This is a genomic window from Neorhizobium sp. P12A (assembly GCF_008365395.1).
Lineage (GTDB): Bacteria > Pseudomonadota > Alphaproteobacteria > Rhizobiales > Rhizobiaceae > Rhizobium.
Genome location: NZ_QOVX01000006.1, coordinates 353334 through 377949 on the forward strand (window position 1 = coordinate 353334; position 24616 = coordinate 377949).

At 58.0% G+C, this 24616-nt stretch carries 25 protein-coding genes; 15 read left to right on the plus strand and 10 right to left on the minus strand.

Annotation, left to right across the window (positions count from 1 at the left end):
* Positions 1-255 precede the first annotated feature (255 nt).
* Positions 256-1476 (plus strand): ABC transporter substrate-binding protein, encoded by a 1221-nt coding sequence (locus DTW90_RS19855; RefSeq protein ID WP_188079986.1) that lies wholly within the window; start codon positions 256-258, stop codon positions 1474-1476.
* A 108-nt stretch (positions 1477-1584) separates the two neighbouring features.
* Here DTW90_RS19855 and DTW90_RS19860 read toward each other — a convergent pair whose 3' ends face one another.
* A complete protein-coding gene (locus DTW90_RS19860) occupies positions 1585-2295 on the minus strand; it encodes a class I SAM-dependent methyltransferase (RefSeq protein WP_132524065.1) in 711 nt (236 codons plus the stop codon).
* A 112-nt stretch (positions 2296-2407) separates the two neighbouring features.
* Between DTW90_RS19860 and DTW90_RS19865 the strand changes: the two genes are divergently transcribed.
* The gene (locus DTW90_RS19865) at positions 2408-3169 is read left to right on the plus strand and encodes an AraC family transcriptional regulator (protein ID WP_132524064.1); all 762 of its coding nucleotides are present in this window, start codon (positions 2408-2410) and stop codon (positions 3167-3169) included.
* Between the two features lie 22 nt (positions 3170-3191).
* Here the strand turns inward: DTW90_RS19865 and DTW90_RS19870 are convergent, their stop codons facing one another.
* Both DTW90_RS19870 and DTW90_RS19875 read right to left on the minus strand, forming a co-directional pair.
* On the minus strand, positions 3192-4127 hold the full coding sequence (locus tag DTW90_RS19870) for a phytanoyl-CoA dioxygenase family protein (protein ID WP_132524063.1): 936 nt from the start codon (positions 4125-4127) through the stop codon (positions 3192-3194).
* A 157-nt stretch (positions 4128-4284) separates the two neighbouring features.
* Positions 4285-5538, minus strand: coding sequence for an arsenic transporter (locus DTW90_RS19875; protein WP_149340476.1), 1254 nt, complete (start codon positions 5536-5538; stop codon positions 4285-4287).
* Between the two features lie 248 nt (positions 5539-5786).
* Here DTW90_RS19875 and DTW90_RS19880 point away from each other — a divergent pair, with 248 nt between their 5' ends.
* From DTW90_RS19880 to DTW90_RS19900, 5 genes are all read left to right on the plus strand, one after another.
* Positions 5787-6287 (plus strand): hypothetical protein, encoded by a 501-nt coding sequence (locus DTW90_RS19880; RefSeq protein ID WP_246664978.1) that lies wholly within the window; start codon positions 5787-5789, stop codon positions 6285-6287.
* 557 nt (positions 6288-6844) lie between these two features.
* Positions 6845-7411 carry a hypothetical protein gene (locus DTW90_RS19885; protein WP_132524062.1) on the plus strand — a complete coding sequence of 189 codons (567 nt, stop codon included), beginning with the start codon at positions 6845-6847 and terminating at the stop codon, positions 7409-7411.
* A 154-nt stretch (positions 7412-7565) separates the two neighbouring features.
* Positions 7566-8057 carry a hypothetical protein gene (locus tag DTW90_RS19890; RefSeq protein ID WP_132524061.1) on the plus strand — a complete coding sequence of 164 codons (492 nt, stop codon included), beginning with the start codon at positions 7566-7568 and terminating at the stop codon, positions 8055-8057.
* Positions 8058-8303: 246 nt separating this feature from the next.
* Complete coding sequence (locus DTW90_RS19895; protein ID WP_132524060.1) at positions 8304-9074, plus strand: glucose 1-dehydrogenase; 771 nt, start codon at positions 8304-8306, stop codon at positions 9072-9074.
* A 16-nt stretch (positions 9075-9090) separates the two neighbouring features.
* Positions 9091-9528 (plus strand): hypothetical protein, encoded by a 438-nt coding sequence (locus DTW90_RS19900; RefSeq protein ID WP_132524059.1) that lies wholly within the window; start codon positions 9091-9093, stop codon positions 9526-9528.
* A 143-nt stretch (positions 9529-9671) separates the two neighbouring features.
* Here DTW90_RS19900 and DTW90_RS19905 read toward each other — a convergent pair whose 3' ends face one another.
* From DTW90_RS19905 to DTW90_RS19915, 3 genes are all read right to left on the minus strand, one after another.
* Positions 9672-10109 carry a hypothetical protein gene (locus DTW90_RS19905; RefSeq protein WP_149340424.1) on the minus strand — a complete coding sequence of 146 codons (438 nt, stop codon included), beginning with the start codon at positions 10107-10109 and terminating at the stop codon, positions 9672-9674.
* Between the two features lie 658 nt (positions 10110-10767).
* Positions 10768-11406: a hypothetical protein gene (locus DTW90_RS19910; protein WP_132524057.1), complete on the minus strand. Its 639-nt coding sequence runs from the start codon at positions 11404-11406 to the stop codon at positions 10768-10770.
* 152 nt (positions 11407-11558) lie between these two features.
* Positions 11559-12245 (minus strand): GntR family transcriptional regulator, encoded by a 687-nt coding sequence (locus DTW90_RS19915; RefSeq protein ID WP_132524056.1) that lies wholly within the window; start codon positions 12243-12245, stop codon positions 11559-11561.
* Positions 12246-12632: 387 nt separating this feature from the next.
* On the opposite strand from DTW90_RS19915, the gene DTW90_RS19920 reads away from it, so the two are divergent.
* The 4 genes from DTW90_RS19920 to uvrB all read left to right on the plus strand — a co-directional run bounded on the left by DTW90_RS19920 (position 12633) and on the right by uvrB (position 18419).
* Positions 12633-13418 carry an alpha/beta hydrolase gene (locus DTW90_RS19920; protein WP_132524055.1) on the plus strand — a complete coding sequence of 262 codons (786 nt, stop codon included), beginning with the start codon at positions 12633-12635 and terminating at the stop codon, positions 13416-13418.
* A 141-nt stretch (positions 13419-13559) separates the two neighbouring features.
* The gene (locus tag DTW90_RS19925) at positions 13560-14039 is read left to right on the plus strand and encodes a hypothetical protein (RefSeq protein WP_149340426.1); all 480 of its coding nucleotides are present in this window, start codon (positions 13560-13562) and stop codon (positions 14037-14039) included.
* A gap of 268 nt (positions 14040-14307) precedes the next feature.
* Entirely contained in the window at positions 14308-15303 is a 996-nt protein-coding gene (locus tag DTW90_RS19930; RefSeq protein WP_188079987.1) for an acyltransferase family protein, read from the plus strand.
* A 107-nt stretch (positions 15304-15410) separates the two neighbouring features.
* On the plus strand, positions 15411-18419 hold the full coding sequence (uvrB, locus tag DTW90_RS19935; protein WP_149340430.1) for an excinuclease ABC subunit UvrB: 3009 nt from the start codon (positions 15411-15413) through the stop codon (positions 18417-18419).
* A gap of 32 nt (positions 18420-18451) precedes the next feature.
* Here uvrB and DTW90_RS19940 read toward each other — a convergent pair whose 3' ends face one another.
* A complete protein-coding gene (locus tag DTW90_RS19940) occupies positions 18452-18739 on the minus strand; it encodes a hypothetical protein (RefSeq protein WP_149340432.1) in 288 nt (95 codons plus the stop codon).
* A complete protein-coding gene (locus DTW90_RS19945) occupies positions 18727-19833 on the minus strand; it encodes an RNA-binding domain-containing protein (protein ID WP_149340433.1) in 1107 nt (368 codons plus the stop codon). Before DTW90_RS19945 ends, DTW90_RS19940 begins: the two co-directional genes overlap by 13 nt.
* A 239-nt stretch (positions 19834-20072) precedes the next feature.
* Here DTW90_RS19945 and DTW90_RS19950 point away from each other — a divergent pair, with 239 nt between their 5' ends.
* Positions 20073-20321, plus strand: a complete 249-nt coding sequence (locus DTW90_RS19950; RefSeq protein ID WP_149340435.1) for a hypothetical protein — start codon at positions 20073-20075, stop codon at positions 20319-20321.
* Positions 20322-21009: 688 nt separating this feature from the next.
* The gene (locus DTW90_RS19955) at positions 21010-21468 is read left to right on the plus strand and encodes a hypothetical protein (protein ID WP_149340437.1); all 459 of its coding nucleotides are present in this window, start codon (positions 21010-21012) and stop codon (positions 21466-21468) included.
* A gap of 84 nt (positions 21469-21552) precedes the next feature.
* On the opposite strand, the gene DTW90_RS19960 is transcribed toward DTW90_RS19955, so the two are convergent.
* Entirely contained in the window at positions 21553-22167 is a 615-nt protein-coding gene (locus DTW90_RS19960; RefSeq protein ID WP_246664979.1) for an SH3 domain-containing protein, read from the minus strand.
* A 12-nt stretch (positions 22168-22179) separates the two neighbouring features.
* Positions 22180-22683, minus strand: a complete 504-nt coding sequence (locus tag DTW90_RS19965) for an invasion associated locus B family protein (RefSeq protein ID WP_149340439.1) — start codon at positions 22681-22683, stop codon at positions 22180-22182.
* A 328-nt stretch (positions 22684-23011) separates the two neighbouring features.
* Here DTW90_RS19965 and DTW90_RS19970 point away from each other — a divergent pair, with 328 nt between their 5' ends.
* Positions 23012-23512: a DUF4142 domain-containing protein gene (locus tag DTW90_RS19970; RefSeq protein WP_149340441.1), complete on the plus strand. Its 501-nt coding sequence runs from the start codon at positions 23012-23014 to the stop codon at positions 23510-23512.
* Between the two features lie 497 nt (positions 23513-24009).
* Positions 24010-24219: a cold-shock protein gene (locus tag DTW90_RS19975; protein ID WP_132524047.1), complete on the plus strand. Its 210-nt coding sequence runs from the start codon at positions 24010-24012 to the stop codon at positions 24217-24219.
* Positions 24220-24616 lie beyond the last annotated feature (397 nt).

Sequence of the window (24616 nt, forward strand, 5' to 3'; positions counted from 1 at the left end):
ATTTGTAATTCCCTTGCGTCAGGCTCCCCAACTGATCCATGGGCTTTACCCTCGCGGCGATGATGGAGGACGCCGATCAGCGTCGCCACATCGAAAAATCTTTCGGCCGGAAGACCGGCCACCGCCCCACGCAAGCAGACGATCGATGCGATCGGCAAGTCCTGCCTGCTCTATGCACGCTTAAGTTTATTCAGCACACATTCATGACGACCTGTTATGGTAATCCCTGCATGGAAACGCGCTGGAGGAGGTTGTATGAGAAACTATGTCCCGCTCGCCGCGACCTTCGTGGCATCACTCGCTTTCATTGCACCGGCGCACGCGGACTTCACGCTCGGCATCATCGCGCCCTTGACGGGTCCGGGCGCTGCAGACGGCAATACCGTCAAGAGCGCAATGCAAGCGGCGGCCGACGAAATCAACAAGAACGGCGGCATTCTTGGCGACACGCTTGTCTTGAAATTTGGCGACGATACGAGCGATCTGGCGAAGAGATCATCCGTCGCCAAGGACTTTCTGGACGAAAAAATCAACTTCGTCATCGAGGGGGCGGTTTATGATCCTCCGAACCCTAGTCAGGTAGTCCACGAGTTGCCACAGGATATCCTGTTACCCTCAGGTGCTCAGATGTTGTATCTGACGAAGACCTTTCCGCAGATCGATCTCATCGACGGTGGCCGGACCAGCAATCTCTCCACCGAATGCTACCGCGCAGATCCCCGTCAGGGCGTGATTGCCGCGAATTATGTGCTGAAGAACCTCAAGGATGAGAAAATCGCCATCGTCGATGACGGGAGGAATTATAGTAAACCCTTAGTGGAAGCTTTCAAGACAACTCTCAACCAGGGCGGCGTGACCGAAGTGGTCGATATCTCTATCGGCTCTGGAAATGACTATCTGCGGAGGGTGGAAAAGATGAAGCAAGCGGCCGCAAAACTGAAAGAGGCCGGGGTAGAAATCATCTATTACGGGGGAGATTCTTCAGGTATTGGCCTGCTTCTGCGCCAATTGAGCGAAATCTCCGTCAAGCCGCGGATCATCGGCGGCGACGCCTTATCCAATGTCAACTACCAGACCCTTTATAAAAAGGAAGCGGATGGCACTATCTTTACCGACGCGCCCCGCGAGACGCTGATCACCGATTTGGAGAGCGCCCGCACGGCACTCAAGGCGCATGAGATTCCGGTTGAGGATTTGGCACTGCGTTCCTATGCCGCTGTTCATGAACTGGCGGCCGGCATTCGGGATGAACTCTGCTACGGTCACGCCGAATTCAGCCTTGTCACCGATATCAAGGATGGCAGGCCAGTTGTCTATCTCGATCCGAGAGCCATTCAAGTGAGAATGATCGCAGACGAGGCCATTCCGGCAGAGATCGATAAGGCGACTGGGAACAGGAAACCACCGAGTTTTTCATTTTACAGATGGAAAGCCGGCAAGGTTGTTCCAATCAACGAGACGCCTCAGGGAAACTGAAGTTGAAACGAAGCTTCAGCAGCGGCCGATAACAGGCGGCACTCCGCTCCGCCGATCGCCTGGACAATTTGTAATTCCCCCAACGTCAGGCAGAGCGGAAAAAAATCCTCAGCGACGCCAGCAGATCCAGGCGCCCCAGAACAGGCTGGAGAAGAAACGCTGCGGCCGCTCGAAGCCCGCCTCCGCCAGAAGGTCCAGAACGGCCTGCTCCGAATGAGGCGGATCGGCACCCTGCAGGATCTTGCCGAGTTTCTGCTTCACCTCGTCCTCGGAAGCGCCTTGCATGCGCCACCGCTCACCCCAGGCGGACAAGAGCAAGGGTTGCTCCGCATAAGCATAATGATTGCAGGCCAGGATGAACGGTGCTCCCGCTGCGAGCCGCGCCGCAATGTCAATCAGGATCGCGCGCTTTGCATCCTCACCCGGCAGATGATGAAGCACGCCGATCAATGTCGCAGCGTTGTATGATCGATCCCTCTGCACGTCGGCCACGACGCCGAGCTGACTTGTGACGCGATCGGCAAGTCTCGCGTCCGCAGTGCGCGACATCGCCAAATCAAGCATGGGCGCGGATGGATCGACGGCATGAAACCGCCATTTCGGTGCAAGCCTTGCCGCCGTGATCATCTCCATGGCGCTGCCGCCAGCGCCTGCGACGAGGATCGACGCCTCCCTGTCGGCTCCGATCGCCGCGCTCAGCAGACACGCCGCCAGCTCATGGCAGGCATCGTAGCCGGCGAGCGCGATCCGGCTCTGCGTCAGATATTCTCCGGCACGGGACGCGTCGAACTTGGCTGCCGGATCGGTGGGTAATGTCATCGGATATCTCCATGTCTGGATTGCCCAAAGCTTGGCTTCGGGGCCTCGGCATGCAATCTATCGGACATTGAGCGATGCATCGTCCGTATTTCGTGATTGAAAGTCCATCAGAATGACCTCTGGCCCACCGGTGAAATTCGATCGCCTGACCGCCTTTCTCAAGTCCTTCGAATTGAGAACCACGGTCTTGCCCGCGAGCGAAACACGGCCTGCCAATCTCTATATCGAAATGGACGAGGATGCGGACACGGCGCGGCGGGTCGTCTTTCATCCGCGGGAGACGCTGCGTCAAAGCCGGTACGATACCATTGCCGCGCTCGTCGATTTCGGCGGCGCCGCCAATCCGTTGATCTCCAGCCTGCCGGAAGAGCTGGTGTTCGAACTTGAGAATGATCCCGCGCTCAGCGGCATCGCCTCGCTCTTTCTCGCCGAAGCCAGAGAACGCCGCTGTGGCGGCAATACCGTGATGGATCGGCTTTGCGAGGTCATCGTCGTCATGGCGATGCGGCGGGCCATCGATGCCGGCGCCGTCGGCCGCGGGCTGCTGGCCGGCCTTGCCCATCCATCGCTGCATCGCGCCATGTCCGCCCTCCATGCCGAGCCCGCAAAGCCGTGGCGTATCGAGGAATTGGCAAGCGTGGCCGGCATGTCGCGCAGCCATTTCATGGCGCAGTTTTCCGCAATCGTCGGCGCGACCCCGTCGAACTATCTGAACGCCTGGCGGCTGACCCTCGGACATCGGCAGATGGCGCTTGGCAGATCGGTCAAGCAGACGGCACAATGCGTCGGCTTCGGCAGTGCCTCGGCTTTTTCAAGGGCATTTTCGCGCGCCTATGGATATTCGCCCGTCGAGGTTTCCGCAAAGACCGGTTAGCGGCAACGTCTTGGCGACCACCTCACAGCATGTCGTCGAGGCTCCAGTGGTTGTTCCAGCGCGCATCGATCTCGTCATCGACATTCTGGTAACGGATATCAGTCGAGAGCCGGATGCGGCCTGCCACGTCGCGGTTGGTGGTCGAGGCATGGATCATGTAGGGACTGTGCAGCATGATGTCGCCGGCCTCGTAATCCGCGCCTAGCCAGCGCGTATCGAAGCGCTCGGCCATGTCGGGCAGATCCTTCGAGACCCAGCCGCCCTCGGTCATGTTCCTGTTATAGGCGCTGATGCGCTCCTCCGGCGTCAGCGATGCGCCGGCCGCTTCGAATTCCTTCTCCATGCGCCTACCGATGGCATGGGACCCCTCGAGATAGACCAGCCCGCCCATGTCGATCGGGATATCGCCGATCGGTATCCAGGCGGTGACGATGCGGGTCGTGCCGCCGCGCAGGTAGACGAGGTCGTAGTGCGCCGGCGTCACCGTGGCGGTGCCCGGCCGCGTGAAACGCATGATCTTGCGTTTGTGCAGATAGGAAATGCCATGGAGGAATTCGTCCATGAAGGCGGCAAGCCGCGGCTGCGCGCAAAAACCCTCATACATCGTCGAGCGCACCAGCGACATCAGCCGACGATCCGCCAGCAACTTGTCGCCCACCCCATCGGAGGAAAATCCCATCATCGGATCCGACTCCGCCTTGACGATGCCCGTCGCCATCAAATGTGCAAATACCCAGCCGCGAAAATCGAGCACCTCCTGCCGATCCAGGAAGCCCTTGAGCCAGAGATAGCCCTGCTCTTCATATTGGTGTCGCAGGTCTGCAAGGCTGGTGTCGGCAGGCGTCGGCTTCAGCGTCCCGAAACGGTTGGACGCCGTCGACAGCATCTTGCCGTTTGCCTCGAGCGGCCGCAGCCCGGACGCCTTGGCCTCTCGTGAAAACTGCAACACCTCAGCCATGCTCGCCCTCCCCAGAACTCCGACATGCCTTACTTACGCTAGCACAGCCGCAAAGGTGGGCCAATTGCGATCCGATCACCACTGACGGCTATTCCTCATCGCTCAATATTCACAATTGAAGCGGCAAGGAAACGATGCGGCGAACGAAAGATTGGCCCTACAACACGAGTGCCAGCAGCGAGAGAAGCAACGCCGGGATCATCACGACGGTGCCGAGTTTCAGGAATTGCCAGGCGCCGATGTGGTAATTCTCACGCCGGAGTGCTGATAGCCATAGGATGGTGGCAAGCGAGCCGGTCACCGAAAGGTTCGGCCCGAGATCGACGCCGATGAGGATCGCGCCCGACACGGTGTCAGGCACGTTAGCAGCCTGCACCGCACTACCGGCCACGAGCCCCGAAGGCAGGTTGTTGACGAGGTTCGACACGAAGGCGACGATCACCCCTGACGACATCGCCGTCCATTCCGGCGAAATCTGCGCATAATATGTCAGCTGCGCCGCCAGCATCCGCGTCAGCCCGGTACGATCCAGGGCTTCGACGATGATGAAGAGGCCGGCGACCAGCGGCAGCACGCCCCAGGATATTCCGCGCAAGGTCTGCGCCGGGCCTTCGCGGTTTACGATCATGATCAGCAGCGAGGTGACGATGCCCGCCGCGAAGGTCGGCAAGCCGAGATCGAAGCCGAAGCCGGATGCGACGATCAGAATTATGGCCGTAGCAACCAACCCGACGCCCGCCAGTCGCGCCGTCGGCGACAGATGAAGCGCTTCGACCTCTCGTGCGATCGTCTCGCTTCCGAGCGCACGGCGCTGGGTCCCGTAGAGCATCACGAAGGTCACAGCGATCGCAACGACCGACGGCAAGGCAAAGGTCGCGAGCCATCGCCCCAGAGGCGGCATGTGACCGCCGCCGAAGATGACCAGATTGGCGGGATTGGAGATCGGCAGCACGAAGCTCGCGGCATTGGCGATGAAGGCGCAGATCAGCAGATAGGGCAGCGGCTCCTTCACCTTGGCTGCCCGTGCGGCGGCATAGACTGCCGGGGTCAGGACGACAGCAGTGGCATCGTTGGACAGGAATGCCGTCACGACGATGCCGACGATATAGATCAGCACGAAAAGCCGCTTCGGCGAGCCCTTCGCATGCGAGGTGGCGATGACGGCAAGCCAGTCGAACAGCCCCTCTCGTCGCGCCAGCTCCGACAAAAGCATCATGCCGATCAGGAAAAGATAGACGTCGAGCCCCCTGCTCGCGCCAAGCCAGGCATCCTGCCACCCGATCAAGCCCGACAGCACCAGCAGCAAGGCGCCGCAAACGGCCCAGATCGCCTCAGGCCAGCGGAAAGGGCGCGTGATCACGCCGAGCGCCGTCATGCCCGCAATGCCCCATGTCAACGAAATGGATGTGATCAACCGGAAATATGCTTTCTGCAAAGGTGGTGTCTGTTGCTCATGCTCTAGCCGCACCGCAGAAACGGCGCAAGCATGCCGAAGGTTCAAAAGCGTTGGCCACAGTGCATCACTCAGTCGCTTGGTCCGAAAACCGAAATGGAGTCGACACTACGGCATTGCACGCTGAGGCGAAGACGTGAAAGACTGTCCGCCGCTGGGGAAGTCATTCGTTTTTGCACATTGCATTTCTGCCAAGGATCGCCCGCGTGACACAGACATCCACCTTCTCGCCCTCTCCGCTTCGTTCTTTTACCCGCATCGCCTTGGTTGCCGCCATCTGCGTCGCGCCGCTCTCCGAGGTGAAAGCCGCCCCGGCCTGCTGGTCGCTGCTCCAGAGCAAATATGGGCCTGGCATAGAAAAAGCCGTCGACGAAGCCGACCCCTGCACGAAGGTGCCGGGGCTCGACCACAAGGAGAAATTCGTCCTCAAATCGCTTGATCTCTGCTCCGCGCCGTCAGGCGTGCAGATCAACGCCCGCGCCGACCTTGCCTGCAAATCCGGCTCGCACGGCCTGCTCCAGGCAACGGTCAGCGGCGAACTCGAGGCATCCATGACCGTCGATATCGGCGCCTGCAAGGTCACCGATGCCCATGTGGGCGTCAACGGCCCGATCGGCCAGTTGCTCTCCTCGGTCGGCGAAATCCAGGGCCTCGCCCGCAGCTTCGCCCAGCGAAAGATTTCGGAAATCTGTGGCGGCGGCAAGTAGCGTCGCCGGGGCAAACTGCGGCTGCGCAACACGGGATAGGCCATTCCTTGAAGGGATGGACTATCGATTTGACCCCGCTCCGTGATGGTACGACGGAACGCTCTGCTCCGGCGTGTCGTATTTGTTGGTCGTGCACGACGCAAGAACGACCGCAGATGCCATTACCAACGCCCATCGCGATGGCAATTTGCGCAAGCTCTGTTTGAGATAGCTGTCCGACAAGATTGCACCTCTCGAAGCCTGGGTGTGATTTGACAGGGATCGCTTCCGGTTCGATCTCGAAGATAGAAGCCAAATGACCAAATTCCAGATCACGCTCTAAGGACTCGGGGCGGTCGGAGCAGAGCTACTATATTCCGCCAGGAATTCTGAATTCGCCCGCAGGGAAATGCCACCAACGATAGATCGCCATAGTAATCTCTCGCGAATCGCGATCATAATAGCTTTCTGGGTTCGTTGTTTAGGCACGTGCTGGCATCAATGATGACTACGACAGCGAGCGTACCGGCTTGACATAGAACCTGTGGCAAACTTGCTCACTCAAGTGACAATGGCGAATGAAACAAGTGACGAGACGTTCATTCTTAGCTGTACTTCTTGGTCTGTTTGGCTCGGGAAAGACCAAAGCCGAGACGCCGAAATCGTCGTTTCCGCCTGTACCTCGTTGGCATCCATCCTTTTCGCAGCCTCTTGACCGTGTGACGGATCGAATTTCCTACTATGCCAATCGGCGCAAGGACTTCGTTGTATTCCGCGACGGAACTTGTGTACTACTGGCCGACGGACTTACGGAAAAACAGGCGGCTGAATTCGCACTTAAAGTCTTATCCGATATCCTCAACTTTCATCCCGATATGAATCCAACACCGATGGATGACGGAAATCTTTTGGTCCAATACAATCACCCCGCCGTAAACGTTGTGCTACACGACGTGGCCCAAGCCCATTGGTCGGAGATTGAATCCCGCTATATGGATGGCCTCACGCCGTCGGAAGTTCTTGTCACCCCGTTGGGGCCGAACAAATTCGACGCGTTGGGGAAGCAGGCGCTCCTGGGTCGGGCGTACATGTTTATAGATGCACAAAAACCCGAAATTTCAAAGATTATACGCCACAATCAATGATTGATCATGGCATCCGCAGTCACCGGCGGCACTTGCGAACAAAAGTTCCGGATAATTCCCAGGCACAGGGTTCGGTCGTGATGGCGCGGCGGGATTCTTAATTCGATAACGCGGCTGCAATTGCGCCCCCCACGCTAACAGGAAACAATCCAACTTGCTGAACCTAGTTGAAATTGCGGCTCACGCGACAATCGGCCCAATACGCGTGGGGCAAACTTTTAGTGAGACCCTGCGTATCCTGGGCAACCCCAGCCACCTCGACTTTCGTTACGACATGTTTGATGGCACCTTGCTCTACGGCCCTGCTGAAATCTTTTTCCGAATTAATGGCAAGAATGTTTCGTCCTATCTCGTTCAGCTCCACCTTTTTAGAGTAACAACCCGCCGCCGCCTAAGGATCAATAGGGATATCTCGTTTGAAAGACCCGAAAGATCCGAGCTTTCATATGAGCACTTGCAACAGGCCATGCACGACGCTCGTGTCGAATACAAAACCAACTCTCCTGAGCGAGTGGAGGAAGGGATGTATCCTTTGATGGAATTCGACAAGAAGGTTCGGTTTTATTTCTTGCCTTTTGGTCGCGGTGGAAGCCTTCGGTTGAGTTATATCGAGCTCGGGGACTTCCAGCATGGGCCGGACACTTAAAATCGCAGCGGGTTCAGCGATCGTGCCCTTCGCCTTGGGGGCTAATAACGCATGATGACCTGCTGAAGGCCGACGCCTGGTCTCCTGTCGGCCAAAGCGGACCGCCCGAGCTGGCCAATCGATCTGATTGCGAAGACGCTGGCGGATCGCCCGTCGGTCAAAGCGACGCGCCTCGCCATACGCGTAACATCTGGCATCCGAACGTCGACGCTGCCATAAATGAACTTCATCGAGGGAGGCAGGATAATGCAGAAGAATGCGCCGGACTTTAGCCTTGAAAACAAGGTGACTTTCGTGACGGGAGCGAGCCGTGGCATCGGCAGAGCTTGCGCGCTTGCCTGTGCCGCAGCAGGCTCCGACATCGTGTTGGGCGTCCGCGATGTCGCTGCGGCAGCAGGCCTGGTTGCCGAGCTGGAGGGTACGGGACGAAAAGTCCTCCCTGTTCAACTGCACATTCCCGACAAGGACCACATCACACAAGCCCTCCACGCGGCGCTCACGACCTTCGGCCGCATCGACATCCTCGTCAACAATGTCGGCGTGGCTCCGGGCAATCTCGCCGAACTCGTCGAGGAGAAGGACCTTGACGAAATACTCGATGTCAACATCAAGGGCACTTTTCTGATGACGCAGGCGGTCGCCCGCGAAATGATCAAGCGCAATAGCGGCCGGATCATCAACATCAGCTCGCAGGCCGGTACCGTGGCACTGCGCGGCGAGGCAATCTATTGCATGAGCAAGGCGGCGATTAATCATCTCACCCGTTGCCTTGCAGCCGAATGGGCACGCTACAACATCACCGTGAATACCGTATCCCCGACCTTCATCCACACGGATGGCACGGCGCCTTTTCTCTCCGATCCCGACAATCACAAGGCGACGCTCGATCACATTCCGCTCGGCCGGATCGGTGAAACCGATGATGTCGTCGGTGCCGTCGTCTTCCTTGCATCACCCGCTGCAAGCCTGATCACCGGCGCGAACCTGCTGGTGGACGGTGGATGGTCGGTCGCCTGAGGGCAGAGAAGCCAGAATGAAGATAAAGTCGATCAGCGCGGCCTTATATGGTTTTGATGGCGAGTTGGATTGGGTCAGTCCTATTTCCATTCGAATCGAATTTTCCGACAATTTTGGCATTCGGATACGATGCGCCGGCGATGGCGAGAGCATTTTCACGGATGATCAGTCTCTTGCAGGCCCCGTAAACATGGAGGAGGCAGGAAGGATCGAAGTCCACCCGTTGAACGACCGTTGCAATCTTCCTGCTTCAGCCGACGATATCGATACAGTCAAACAGATCCTCGATGATCATGATGTGATTGTCGGACTGGCTCTGATGAGCAATGACAGCCCCATTCTCTGCTTATGGAACTACGGTGATGAACTGCGCTATGGCAGCTTTGCCAATATGCTTGAGTTTGATTGGGGCGACAAACCCCGGATTTCGGGCACAGCGCTCGCGCTGAAGTAACCTGTCAACAACGCCAACGCTTCCCATCTCATCAGTGATTTGATCAATTTCGAGCTTTTCAATGCCGTCGGCGCAAAGCTCCCCCCACCCACGAGAATGGGTAGGGAGCAGGCCTTGTCACCGAACTCCAGATTGAAGTGAGATCAGCCAAGCGACTTTACTCGCTGGTCTCTTAAATTCATGGCTCTGAAAAAGTGGCGTTCGTATTTTTCATACATCGAAAGTGCCCACTCGCCGATTGCAATCTCTGGCTGAGAAAGGGGGCACCTATAATCCTTGATATATGGCACGTCACCGTTATCGAGGCGTACCTCCGCATGCTCTATATGAGGCGTGAAATCTGAAAATCGGATATACATGTATGCGAATAAAATCAGGTAGAACTTGTCGACCTTCTTTGTGTACGCCGCAATTTCCTCGATCTTGGACTGGATTATACAGAGATCAGCAAGCCTTCGCGCACGTTCAAGTTTTACGAACAATAGAAAGAGCTGCTTGTCGTCCAGAATCGTTTTTCCAGTTTCGAAATATAACACGCCGTGCGAAATAAGCTTCCGTTTGGTAAATTTATAAATCGACATACCGTCTCCGGATAGAGCGCTCACTGCAACAACGACACAGTGGCGAGGTTGCTTCATCTCAACTCATCTCGATGTGCGGCAGGAAAAATCAGACTGGCGCGCACGCTTAAGCTGAAGTCCAGTCGATAGCCCGCGTTCGGGCCATTGCAGACAATCATTGCCATTGGCGGGGTTTGTGATCTATGGCTCACCGGATGATGACAAAAGCAGCGAAGCCATGTCAATTTACAGAACGGCGTTCCTATATTCCCTGTGGGTTTCCCTCGTATTCGTGACTTCAATTTTTTGGTTTTCAGAGCTGACGCGCTTATATGGAACAATCCGTACGATCGCGGGAGCAGTAATCTGGCTTGCTCACGGTATTCCAGCAATTTTCTATTTCAAATGCCCGATCTGTGGCGCATCGCTATATGCTCGTGAGCGAACTGTATCGCTATGGAATTCCAAAAAAATCAGCTGGCCTCCTCAACAATTCCTGCCCAACAAGCAATGCCCGAATTGCGGGAATGATCATACTTCTGCAAGAAATCCATAGGTAGTTTTTCTTACCGGCGGATGGCCGGTAACTGGTTCCGAAGCGGATGCATATCGTGGAGTAGGCCGGATTCGGCTCAAAGCAGCCGATTAGCTTGTTTGGGAAGGACTACGCTGAAAGGCTTCATGAGAATCGTTCAGAAAATCGGAGGTACTCGCGTCCTGATAACTTGTGCCGGTGCAAATAATCGACGGCTGAGACCGCTTCTGACCTGGATGCGCTGACTACAATCGAATTGATCTGCGTCCGATGATCGATGTCTTTCACGACATCTTGAAGATTGGAATTCGCCAGATACTTCTCGGCATCATTCCCGTCGACGAAGCTGGAATCGATTTCAAAAACGATTTCTATCGCGCCCGATGAGATGTTCAGATGGAGGTCGTCGCACAGAGCCCCGAAGTTAACGGCAACATCCTCCGCTTTCCACAAATCAGCCAGCAAAAACTCGGATGGTCTGGTGCTGCCGTGCAGCCCCTCAAGCAGGAGAACGATATCGTCCTTGATCAACTCGTAAGGCCCTTCGAGGTATGACGCCCACTCGATCTGGTAGAAATAGATTTTGTATGGTGCCTCCTCCTCAAAACCGATCTCAAATTTTCCGTACCGCCAATATGTCGGGATGTCTTTCGCGTATGTCGTGATAAAGCTTTCCGGGGCGCCCAATTTTCTGGCCACATCCAGTAAAACTGAATCAGGTGTAATTGGCCCGAAATTTCCCGTCTTCAGGAATTCCCGGAACGAAATCAATGTGCCAGTCATGGTCCTCGCCCAACTGTGATCGATAGATCGAGCTCCCGTCGTTTAACGAAGAAAGGCAACGGCCGCAATCGGCGCAAGGCAGCCCTCGCGCCTTGTCGATGGCATTTACTACCGAATTCCACAAAAACGCCCACCACGACCAGGAGGCAGATTCATTGACCTCTGCTGGCTTCGATGAAGCGGCGCAGCGCCGTGGCTGCGTTCAGCATGTGAGCCCGCATGCGCCGGGACGCCATGTCGCCGTCGCCCTCCGCGATCGCCTGCATGATGGCATCGTGCTCGTCCCTTGATCGGCGCATGCGCTCGCTCTGGCGAAGCTGCGTCCGCCGGAAGGCATTGAGCCTGGAGCGGACCGCTATCGCCTGCTCGGCGAGAAAGCTGTTGTGGGTGGCGTGATAGAGGCAGTCGTGGAATTCGATGTTGAACGCATCGTAGGCGTCAAAATCACCCCTCTCGACCAACGCCTCGGAGGACTCGTGCAATTCGATCAGTTGGCTTCGCTCGAGCGGCGTGATGCGATAGGTGGCAAGCCTGACGCACATGGCCTCGATCTCGGCCACGGTCTCGAACATGTCCATGATGCGCTCGGGCGTCATGTGGGCGACGATGACGCCGCGCCGGGCACGAACTTCGACGAGGCCGCTGACCGCCAGTTGACGGAGCGCTTCACGAACGGGCGTACGGGAGGCGCCAAAACGGTCGGCAAGCTGTTGCTCGTCCAGTGCGGAACCTGCCGCCAGCACGCCGGCGGTGATTTCGTCCGTCAGGGCATTGCGGATCCGGTCAGACAATAGCCCCCGATCGCCGGCTTCATCTTCCGCTTCAAATCCATCCGCCATCTCATCCTCCATATCACGCATGCATTCGACAATGCGGTCCGTGCGCATGCAAGCAAAAACCAATACGCGATTTGCGCATGCAAAAGCCCTATCACGAAGCTGTTATGTATTCAATAATTGACGAATGCTCGCAATTGGAATACACATTAACCATTCAAGACGCACTGCGCATACACGAAGCGACCAGAACGTGGAATGGGGATGCGCAGGGGGAAATTTTCGCAATACGGCGTGATATGGAACCTGTCTGTTACGCCGGACCTGGATGGACACTCTCGACAAACCCTTACCGGCCGGCCAATCCTGTTGGCTCCGGCTCCCAGTCAGCAATGGCATGCTTTCGCATACCCAATCTCTCGGCTACTCGAGGCAGAAGGAACCCAAATCATGATGATGAACAGACGCACTTTCTCGACTGCGCTGCTTGCAGGCGCCGCCGCCACGTTGATCTCGCCCCGCGCCAGCATGGCCGCGACCTCAGCACCGGTGAAGGCCCGCAACGTCGTGCTTGCCCACGGGCTGTTTGCCGACGGATCATGCTGGACCGAGGTGATCGCGCGATTGCAGGCTGCAGGCCTCAATGCCACCGCCGTGCAAAACCCGTTGACGACTCTGCCTGATGCGGTTGCCTCGGTTAAGCGCGTGCTCGACCGGCAGGATGGGCCGACTGTTCTGGTCGGGCACTCCTTTTCCGGCATGATGGTGACAGAGGCAGGTGTCCATCCGAATGTCTCCGCCCTCGTCTATGTCGCCGCACGAGCCCCCGATGCGGGTGAAGACTATACGGCGCTGGCAAAGACCTACCCAACGCCGCCGGCCTCCGCCGGCATCGTCTTCGACGGCGACGAAGGACGCCTGACCGAGGCAGCATTCCTGCATGATTTCGCGGGCGACCTGCCGGAAGCCAAAGCGAAGGTTCTCTATGCCGTGCAGGAGCCGTTCAACAAGGAATTGCTGACCGGCAAGACCACTGTCGCCGCCTGGCGCTCGAAGCCGAGCTGGTACGCCGTTTCGACAGAGGACAGGACGATCAACCCGGACCTTGAACGCTTCATGGCCAAGCGCATGGGCGCCAAGACGATCGAGGTCAAGGCGAGCCATCTCGCGCTGATCTCCCACCCGGATGTGATCGCCGATCTGATCCTCGACGCGGCAGGGCAGCGCACGGACTGAAGCCGACGGCGGCTAATGACACAAGATCGGTTTGCCGATCGATAGCGTGGCGCCCCCAGGGCGCCACCAGGCCGTGACCCCATAAGAGCTTGATGACTGCGTTAGGTGGAAGTCGTCATGCAATTCGACTATTCGTGGTGAATGCTTAGGTTTGTAGAACTAGAGCTCGGTCAAGGTTGGGCCGCCGAGCCAAACGCGCCAGATCCTGAGGTTTCCGTTGCAGCCTCCTCGGTTGACGTCCGTTTCCGCTCGTACAGGCCTGTGCGAGACGAAGAGCCGTCGGGTATCTTCAAGGCTTTGAACCTATTTTCGAAGGCGGGACCGAGGTTTGATGAGGCGTGGAGCACTCTAAGCTTTATCGGTTGCACCCGGTGGCGCTGGGACGAAACCAACGATCATAAATGGTATGAGGTCGATGGTCATGGTCGCTACAGCGGCATAGCTCCGGATTGGGGCAAATTCTATGAGTTAATTGGCCACGACCCGATCCGCGATGCGGTGCCTTGGGAGACAATCCGGGCCGACACGGCTAACTCCCGACATTTTCTCTATTATTTTCGCGACGAAACGCTTGAGTTCATGGCCGAGGAGTGGTCGTTCATTCCTAGCCCGACGGTCTGATTTTGCGTTTGTCCGGGGCTGGGCCTTTTCCGTTCAGCAACCCAAAGCACAATGAGGCGAAATTATTCCCGCCTTGGTTTGCTTCGATCCCTATAAGGCACAATAAAACCCTTCGGGGCATCGCAAACCGAAATAAAATATGCATTGATGCTCCCCGTCATCACTGTCCCGCCCTGTAAAACGACCTAGATCACGATAGCAACGCCGCCTTCCCGTCAGTTGAAATCCGGAATTGACTGATCCCATGGCAGAAGCACGCAAGAGAGTAATGGCGTTCGATATCGCACGGGGCGTGGCGATCATTCTCGTGGTCTTTGGCCATACCCAACGGGGGCTGGTCGCCGCCAACGTCATGTACGGCTACGTGATCTCGGACTACGTCATCTACACATTCCACATGCCGCTCTTCTTCGTTCTATCAGGATATTTCTTTCGCGGCCCGGCCACCGAAGAGCCGCAGCAATGGTGGTGGACCCGGTCAAGGGCGATCGTCTATCCCTATTTCCTGTGGTCGATCATCCAGGGCATCATCGCCTATGCGGTCTCCGGTTCGGGCGCGACGAACGGTGCGATGTCGCTTTCCCGCATCTTTGAAATCCTGTGGGATCCCATATCGCCCTACTGGTTCCTCTACGCCCTGTTCTTCGGCAATGTGCTCGCCATGCTGCTGATAAGGCTCGGCACCGGCCTGATGATGGCGCTCGCCTTCATATTCTTCATTTCGACATTCCTGCTTGTGCCTGACGTCATCCAGGACGTCGCCTATGGCTTCTTCTATTTCTCGATCGGGATCTTTCTTCGCGACAAGAGTCTGTTGCGATATCTGCCGACATCAGGCGTGGCGGCAATGCTGCTGACTGCGGGATTCCTCGTCGTGGCCCTGTTCAGCTTGCTGACCGGCGTTCCGGAAAGGCTGCCGATCCTAGCGGCCTTTCTCGGCATCGCGGCGCTGGTTTCGACATGCTTCTGTCTGGAGCGGAACTTGGCCCAAACTGCGCCGCTTAGATTTCTCGCCCTGATCGGCCAATGCTCGATGGCGATCTTCGTGATGCATATCATCATCGTGTCGACCTGCCGCTTTGCCTTCGTGCGCTTGCTGCATATCGAGGACCCCGCGCCGATACTTGTCACGGCCACTATCATGGGCGTTCTCGTGCCCATGGCGGTCCAGATTTTCGTTCTTCGCCTGAACATTCAGGACTATGTCGGCCTGCCCACCTTGAGCAGAACCGGATGGCATAAACGGCCGGCCCGCGAGGCCTAGCTCCCCGCAAGGCCATCGGCCACGGGGCAAGTTTTCAATACCAAACCGTTTCCCTTTTGTACTCATACCCCCTTCACATTTGCGCTGACTCCCTCCATATTCCGCCCATGGCCAAAACTCCGAAAAAATCCCCCGCCCCGACTGGTTTCGAGGAAGCCCCGCAATCGTCTTTCGAAGGCGCTCCCCTGTCTGGCTCCGTCGCCGATTGGGTGAAGCAGCTCGAGTCCGAAGCGGAGGCATCGGGCGTCGAGACCCAGCGCCAGATAGCCTCCAAGGCCGGCAAGCATCGCAAGAAGGTGGAGATTGCCGCCTCCAAATCGGCGCGCGGCACGTCCATGGGCGGCTCGACCGATCCTAAGACCCGCGCCGCCGCCGGCCTCAACCCGGTCTCGGGCCTAGATGTCTCGCTGGAGGATGCCGCCTCATTGAATGCCGGCACGGCCGTGACCGCGACGGTCGAGGCCCTGTCGGCGCTGATCGAGAGCGGCAACCCGCTGCACAAGAACGGCAAGATCTGGACGCCGCACCGCCCTGCCCGCCCCGAAAAATCCGAGGGCGGCATCGCCATCCGCATGAAGTCGGATTACGAGCCCGCCGGCGACCAGCCGACCGCCATCAAGGACCTCGTCGAGGGCCTGTCGAACGGCGACCGCAGCCAGGTCCTGCTCGGCGTGACGGGCTCGGGAAAAACCTTCACCATGGCCAAGGTGATCGAGGCGACGCAGCGCCCGGCCGTCATCCTCGCGCCGAACAAGACGCTGGCCGCCCAGCTCTATTCGGAGTTCAAGAACTTCTTCCCCGACAATGCGGTGGAATATTTCGTCTCCTACTACGATTATTACCAGCCGGAAGCCTATGTGCCGCGCTCGGATACGTTCATCGAGAAGGAAAGCTCGATCAACGAACAGATCGACCGCATGCGCCACTCGGCCACCCGCTCGCTGCTGGAGCGTGACGATTGCATCATCGTCGCCTCCGTCTCCTGCATCTACGGTATCGGCTCGGTCGAGACCTATACGGCCATGACCTTCCAGATGGAGGTCGGCGACCGGCTGGACCAGCGTCAGCTGCTGGCCGACCTCGTGGCCCAGCAATACAAGCGCCGCGACATGGATTTCCAGCGCGGCAGCTTCAGGGTCAGAGGCGACACGATCGAAATCTTCCCGGCCCACCTGGAAGACGCGGCCTGGCGCATCTCGATGTTCGGCGACGAGATCGACGCCATAACCGAATTCGACCCGCTGACCGGCCAGAAGACCGGCGACTTGAAATCGGTCAAGATCTACGCCAATTCGCACTATGTCACCCCGCGCCCGACGCTGAACGGCGCCATCAAGTCGATCAAGGAAGAGCTGAAGATCCGCCTTGCCGAGTTGGAAAAGGCCGGACGCCTGCTGGAAGCGCAGCGCCTGGAGCAGCGCACCCGCTACGACGTCGAAATGCTCGAGGCAACCGGCTCCTGCGCCGGCATCGAGAACTATTCGCGCTACCTGACCGGCCGCAACCCCGGCGAGCCGCCGCCGACGCTGTTCGAATATATTCCTGACAACGCCCTGCTCTTCATCGATGAGAGCCACGTCTCCGTCAGCCAGATCGGCGGCATGTACCGGGGCGACTTCAGGCGCAAGGCGACGCTGGCCGAATACGGCTTCCGCCTGCCCTCCTGCATGGACAACCGGCCGCTGCGCTTCGAGGAATGGGACGCCATGCGCCCCGACACGATCGCCGTCTCGGCGACACCGGCCGCCTGGGAACTGGAACAATCCGGCGGCGTCTTCGCCGAACAGGTCATTCGCCCGACCGGCCTGATCGACCCGCCGGTCGAAGTCCGCTCCGCCCGTACCCAGGTCGACGACGTCGTCGGCGAAATCCGCGAGACCGCGGCAAAGGGCTATCGCACGCTCTGCACCGTGCTGACCAAGCGCATGGCGGAAGACCTGACCGAATATCTGCATGAACAGGGCGTCCGCGTCCGCTACATGCACTCCGATATCGACACGCTGGAGCGCATCGAGATCATCCGCGATCTGCGCCTCGGCGCCTTCGACGTCCTCGTCGGCATCAACCTTCTGCGCGAAGGCCTCGACATTCCCGAATGCGGCTTCGTCGCCATCCTCGACGCCGACAAGGAAGGTTTTCTCCGCTCGGAGACATCGCTGATCCAGACGATCGGCCGCGCCGCCCGAAACGTCGACGGCAAGGTCATCCTCTATGCCGACACCATCACCGGCTCGATGAAGCGGGCGATGGAGGAAACCGGCCGCCGCCGCGAAAAGCAGATGGCCTATAACGAGGAACACGGCATCACGCCGGAATCCGTCAAGGCCAAGATCTCCGACATCCTCGACTCGGTCTACGAACGCGACCACGTCCGCGCCGACATTTCTGGCGCATCAGGCAAGGGCTTTGCGGACGGCGGCAACCTCGTCGGCAACAACCTGCAGGCCCATCTCAACGCGCTGGAAAAGAGCATGCGCGACGCCGCCGCCGACCTCGACTTCGAAAAGGCCGCCCGCCTGCGCGACGAAATCAAACGCCTCAAGGCCGTCGAACTCGCCGCCATGGACGACCCGATGGCGCGCGAGGAAGCGAAGTCGATGGAGGGCATCAAGCGGAACGCCAAGGCGACCCGCGAGTCCCTTCTACCCAGCGGGGGTCCGGAGGACGGGACGGGACGAGCGGCCCGTCCCCGGGCGGTGCCCGGCAGGGCGGATGAGGGGGCCACGCCCACCAGCGCCTCCTACTTCGCCAAACCCACCCTCGACGACATGGGCCCGGGCACAGACACCGCCCGCCCCCTCTTCCGCAAGCCCAAGCTGGACGAAATGGGCCGCGACGTCGCCGAACCCGCAGGCAAGAGCCTCTTCCGCCGCAACGACCTCGACGAAATGACCGTCGGCCGCACCGAAAAGCCCGTGTCAGGCAACCTGCCGGAAAGGCCGGCGGAATCGATCAGCACGAAGAAGCGCTTCTCACCCCTGCTGGAAGGCCAGCCGGAACGTGACGACCCGCGCCCGATCGTTCGCGGCAAGGCGGGCGTCGGGAGCTATGAGGACCCGGTCGATCAGAAGCGGAAGGGACGGACGAAGGGGAAGACGGGGCGGCCGGGTCGGTAAGACGACGCGATAGCCCGCAACTGCTAGGCCGCCTAGCTCTTTACGGTCTCTTTGATGCGATACCTTGTGCCTTTGCCTCTGGTATTCGGTACCTTCTCAATGACATCGGCTGTAATCATAGAATGAAATAGTTTGCGAATGACACTATCCGATTGAACATTACAGACGCCACGCGCGGTAGTATTGTTGATTTGGTTGTTTTTTTCGAGATACTTGAGAATTAATTCCTCTTTTGAAGCCAAAGGCTCATGCTTGAGGCGCACAATTACACTGCCTTCAGTTTCACTTATCTCAGGCTTACCTAAGTTTAGAAGCTGCATTGCTCTGAATGCGGTGTTGAGTCCCTCGCCAACATCTTTATTCGGCGGTGATGGGAATTTTGCAATAAGACGAACAATTTTTTTGTTACGACAAATCGTTGCTTCAAAATATTCTTTACGGTTATCGGGCCGGCTAGCCGGCCCGGGCTCTCTACCTCGATTCGGTTATCAAATACGCGAATATGCACATAATCGTTAATGCTATAGTCGCGATGTAGAAGCGCATTACAAATTACCTCGTGAATTGCTTCTTCGGGATATTTGATACTTGCTAGGCCGCCCTGACTCATCAACGGTATTTCTTCAACCTTTTCCTTAGTCTTGGATACTGCCTTATATATCAGGTCATAAATCGGACCTTCGATAGTTAGCGGCTGCCCCTCTAGATCCTCACGGTCGCCTTCGCTCGCCAAAGTTCGGTAACGATACAGCTTTACTGCTGCTTGCGGCAGCAACGACTGAGGATTTTCATCGAATAGAAGAAGAGCGCAGGCGCGAAGACGATCGTCTGTTGAAAGACGTTCTTTCCTGAGCAAATCTTCAACAGTGGAATGGGGAACAACGTTCTCAAGAAAAATTTTCATCAACGGGGCTTTTGATATTTCGCCTGACGTTGCTTCAACCGCTGCGTCTTCGAAGCTCCGAATTCCCTTTTCGAGAAAAAGTGCCTGCTGATCAGCCGCCGTTTTCAGTTCGCGATCTGATGCATTCTGCCGCTTAAAAACTCGCTTGTCTGAAGAGTAAACTACGAAGGGTGTTTTCTGCACAATCACATGCAAACAAAGTCCACCAGCCGGGAATTGAAGATATTCAACGTAGAGATATTCAACGCCTTCTGCAAATTGCTCGTAAATTGCGCTGATGCAGCCATTAGCCTCCTCCGGATTTACAAACAAATATCCCAGTCGATCATCTTCCGCTCGGTCTCGTATACCTATGTAAAGGTCGCCGCCGTCTGCATTTGCAAATGCACTAATTGTTTTCGTACACTTTGCGACATTTGACTTATCCTTAAAATCACAAAATTGATCCTCCTCCTTTTTAAGTAAAGCCTCTACACTATTTTCACTTATATTATTTATTTGCCACATCATAGCTGTTCGCCCGTATCAGAATAAAGGAATCAATCACAACATTGTCAACCCTGAGATGAAAATCGTGGATCGTCTAGTTAAAAAGTGGAACGGAACTAGATTGGCTCCACCGACCGCGTCAAAGTAAGTCAATATCTATTGCTCACCCCCAACCCTTCGCCCTCCGCGCTAACCCTCCATCAACCAATCCCTGCCATATCTCCCAGCAAACAAAGCCTAAGCCTACGGAGACTCACAGCATGGCGATGATCGGTTTCAAGAGCACCAACAACCAGGTCGTCTACGTCAATCCCGCCCAGGTGATCTATGTCACCGCCTTCGAGCCGGATGTTTCCATCATTGCCTTCGCGGTCGCCGGGCATAATGGCCAGCCGGCTGTCATCCATGTGCGCGGCAGCGTCGACATGGTGCAGTCGAGACTGTCCGGCGCCGCTCCAGCGCACGGCGCGCCGGCCATGGCCGGAAGCGCGGTTGCCAAATCCGCCTGAAGGCGGAGTCTGGTGAAGCGCATACTGGCAGCTTGAGCAGCCTCACGTCAGGCAATGCCGGTCGCCCCGCACGCAGCGTCATGCTCGGGCCTGTCCCGAGCATCTGCAACCGTCGGACTCGTTGAGACGTGGCAGATTCCTGGGACAAGCCCGGGAATGACGAAAGAGGACGAACTGTCGTCCTCCAGTGAAGAACGCCAGCGACTTGGGCGAAAATCACCGCTCGCTTTTCCCCGCTATTCACCACCTCCCCTATAATCCCTGTCGTTCCGTCCTCGGATACGCTGCCAGGCGTGGCAGTGAGGCGGGACCGGCGCGGGTCGTGAGGGGAAGACGCAAAGCCTCATGCTCCGGGTCCGCAGAAAATGGTCTCCCTCCGGAGACGGCGAAGGGGAAACTCTTCGGGTTTCGCTCCGGGCGTGCCTGTGCGGCACACATGGTTTCCGTCCGAATTGACATCTCGGATAAAACGGAAGTCGCAGAGGGACCGGAGTTGCGGGCATAAACCGCCGAACGGGGCGCTGAGAGGTGCCACTTTTTTACCTATTAACGAGGCAGCTTTCAGCGCCCCGTCCGAGACTGCCCGGCTCTGCCGGAAGAAAAGACCGACGACGACATGGGGACCGAACGGCCCGCGTGGCTGCCTTCCCATGCCCGCCGCCATTGGACAGGAACCGGGAGACAGGACATGGCCACGCCGCAGGAAGAACGGATCGAGCGATATCTCTTCAACGGAGCGAAGCCCCGCAACGAGTGGGAGGACTGGGTACTGGAACGCTGGCGCGCCGAACCCGTGCGCTTTTCCTTGCTGGAACGCCGCGTGGCGGAGCTGATGGCCATTCCGCAGTTGCGCTGCTACACACGCAGCTGTCGCCGCAACGGACGCTGCAGGTTCATCCAGGAGCGTGACGACAGTCCCTTCTGCCTGCGCAATCTGACCGAGGCCGAGAACGAGGCCTATGGGCAGCTGCTGCACCGGGCGATGCGCTCCCGCTTCGACCCCGGCCCGGCTGATGGCAAGACATGGAGGGAGCTCGACCTCGCAAGGCTCGAGGTGGAACTGGCAATGTCATCAACCGACAGAGAGACGATCCGCCACCTGCGCGGTCTGTGGCGGAGGATCGGCGGCGCCCGAGAAAGGAAATAGCGCCTTGTGTGATCCGGTGTTGCGCCCGTGATCGATCGGACCGATCGGCATTGCCGCCCGGTCCGCCGGCCCGGTCGAAGCAGCCTACTTCACCACCTCGCCGGGATAGACGCCCCAGATCTCGCCTTGCCTGACATAGCCGGCCAGATCGTGTTTCTGCAGCTTTACGTGGCACCATTTGCCGTCGCAGGAGGATATGGTCAGCCGGACGCGGGCCTCGAGCGCGGCGATCTCGGTGGCGGATGCATCCGCTTCGGTCCTGAGCGGCGCCGTCGTCTTCAGCCAGGGCCCGATCACGCCAGTGCGGTGGCCGGAAAGCAGCGCGCCATACATCCAGCCGGACGTGCCGGCATAATCGCGCACGCGCCGCCAGTGGCCGTATTCCTCCGTGATCTCCATGGGCAGGCCCTGGGCGGTGTAGATCCACTTGGTGGCATAATCGAGCGACGGCCCGACGCGCATGCGCGCCTGCCGCGATTTCAGCGAGACGAAGCGCGGCACGGGCAGGCCCGTCTCGCGCCCGCGCTGGAAACCGGTGGCAAGCGGCGCCTGCCCCGGCTTGCTGTCAATCTGGTTCGACAGGACAGGCTTCGACATGGCGGTGCAACAGATCGCAACGGCTGCGAAGACCGCCGCCAGCCCGCCGAAAACAGGGCCCACGCGGCCGCGCCGCCCGCTCTTTGCCTTCATTCTGGGCATGTCAGGCCCGGCTCAATTGCACTTGGCGACCTGTTTCAGCGCCGCCGTGATGCCGGAGAGCGAATAGGAATAGCTGGTCGACGTTCCGCGCTTCGAGGTCGCCTCGACAAGCATGTCGCTGCCGCCCTGCATGGCGCTGACCATCTGCGGCTCCTCACCCTCCTTCTGAACCCAGGCGGCGTTGTCCTTGGTGAACATCACGAACTTGTCGTCGCCGATGGTGATGTTGACAGCCGATCCCGCCTTCAGCGGATAACCCATGATCGCTTCGGGCACATAGGCCGAACCGCCGTCACCGCCGGGAGACACGATGAAGAAATTCCGCCCATGGTCGATTCCTTCCGGCTTCATTTGCTTCGGCATGGACAGCGCGTAGCACACCGTCCCCTGCTTGGATGCGTAGGAATAGACGCCCCAATCGTCGAACTCGTTGATCCGCGTCGGTTGCGCGGCCGCGGCGATGGAGGCGCTGGAAAGGAGGAGCCAAAAGGCAATGGCGATAGGCTTCACGGACATGATTTTTCCTGCCGATTGTGTGGGAAGATAACGCGGTCGTGGGACAGACCGGCCGGAACGAACGATGGCCATTTGAAGGCAGGCGCGATTAACGAAAGGTTAATTCGAACGTTACGATTTAGTAATGAAGCGCGATCGGGACACCCTGGCGCGCCGCCAGCCGAAGCGCGATTTCCCCTGTCGGCAAGTCTGTCGTAAAATCTTCGAGAGAGGCCTGCGATGCGGCGCCTGGCGCCCTAGATCGAAGGAACAAAGGAAGTTTTGTGCAGTTTGAATAAGAAAGCCTAGGTTGAAGAAAACAAGGGAAATCCGAAAGCGAGGTGTTCCCATGAAGAGGACGACAACGGCGAGAATCATGCTGGCAGGCACCGCCATTCTGATAGGCTGCCTGATCGCATCGGAAGCGCTGGCAAAGAGCGACAAGGAGTTCCTGAGCGACGCGATCAAGACCGACAATGCCGAGATCGCGCTCGGCCAGCTGGCGGTCCAGAAGGGCAGCACCGACGACGTGCGCAAGTATGGTCAGACGCTGGTGACGGATCACCAGAAGGGCAAGGACGCCGCCGTGGCGCTGGCGCCCGCCCTGCAGGTTAAGCCGATGGAGGCCCTGCCGCCTGATGCCGTGAAGGAACAGCAGAAGCTGCAGGGCCTTTCCGGCACGGATTTCGACAAGGAATTCGCGCAATTCATGATCGCAGGCCATAAGCAGGCGATATCGGAATTCCAGGAAAAGGCCGGCGAGGGCGACCGTCCGGTGCCGCAGCTCGCCAAGCAGACCCTGCCGACGCTTCAGGAACACCTGAAGATGGCAGAGGACTTGGCGCATTGACCTTGGCGCCTCGACCTTGACGCATTGACATCGCTCTTTTGGGCGATATGTCTGACGTCACATCACCGCATGGTGAATCGATAAAGCCGCAGCATTGATCTATGGTTGTCGGATGGGACTATGTCCCGCTTTGGATCGGGCAACCGTCTAAAATTGGTACGATCACTCGCCCGGATGTGGTACTTTTCATCAAACCCTTGATTTTCGAGGGCTATCCGCGACGTTTATCGCTGTGCCATAATATTGCCGCTTGCTTTTTTCCGAAAATGCTGTCACCGATAGCGGCCTCGGGCATTTGCATGCCGGTGACTGGACTGATGTGGCAATGCCGCGTGCGCGAGGCAGCGGCCCCGGGGGATTTCCCCTTCTGCGTAGACGTTCTTTCCCCGTACGTGACTTCTCGACTGAGCCTTCGCACGTCTGTGTGAAGGGTAAGCCGTCCGCCTCCTCTCGAGGGTGCGGATACTGAACTGACAAAGGGACAAAGGACTTCTCCCATGGCCACCAAGGGCACCGTAAAATTCTTCAACCAGGACAAGGGTTTTGGTTTCATCACTCCGGACGGCGGCGCTAAGGACGTATTCGTCCACATTTCCGCTCTCCAGGCTTCTGGCATCCAGACGCTCCGCGAAGGCCAGCAGGTTACCTTCGACACCGAGCCGGATCGCATGGGCAAGGGCCCGAAGGCCGTCAACATCCAGGCCTAAGCCTTTCGCATCATAGCGAAGCCAAAGTTTCGAAACGGCGTGCCGCAAGGCGCGCCGTTTTGCGTTGCGAGGCGTTGCAAGATGATCTCGTGTGGCGAGAGATTCTGCACACACGTCGTCCCCGCCCTGCCCGGCCATGCGATACTTGTTTGCGAGGGCGTGTCCCAACCTCCCTCATTCCTGTGCTCGTCACAGGAATCCAGTGCGCCCAAGTCCTTGGGCGCGGGAGATGAGTGAGACGGAGGACGCTTTTACGAACGGGTTTTTGGCTAGTCTAGTGCCCATCCATAAACGGTAAATCGCTGAAATTATTGACGGAATCGCGATACATCGGCGGGCAAAGCCCGGCGGTTTCAGGTATACTTTAGATCAAGCTACTGATTCTAAAGACGAACCC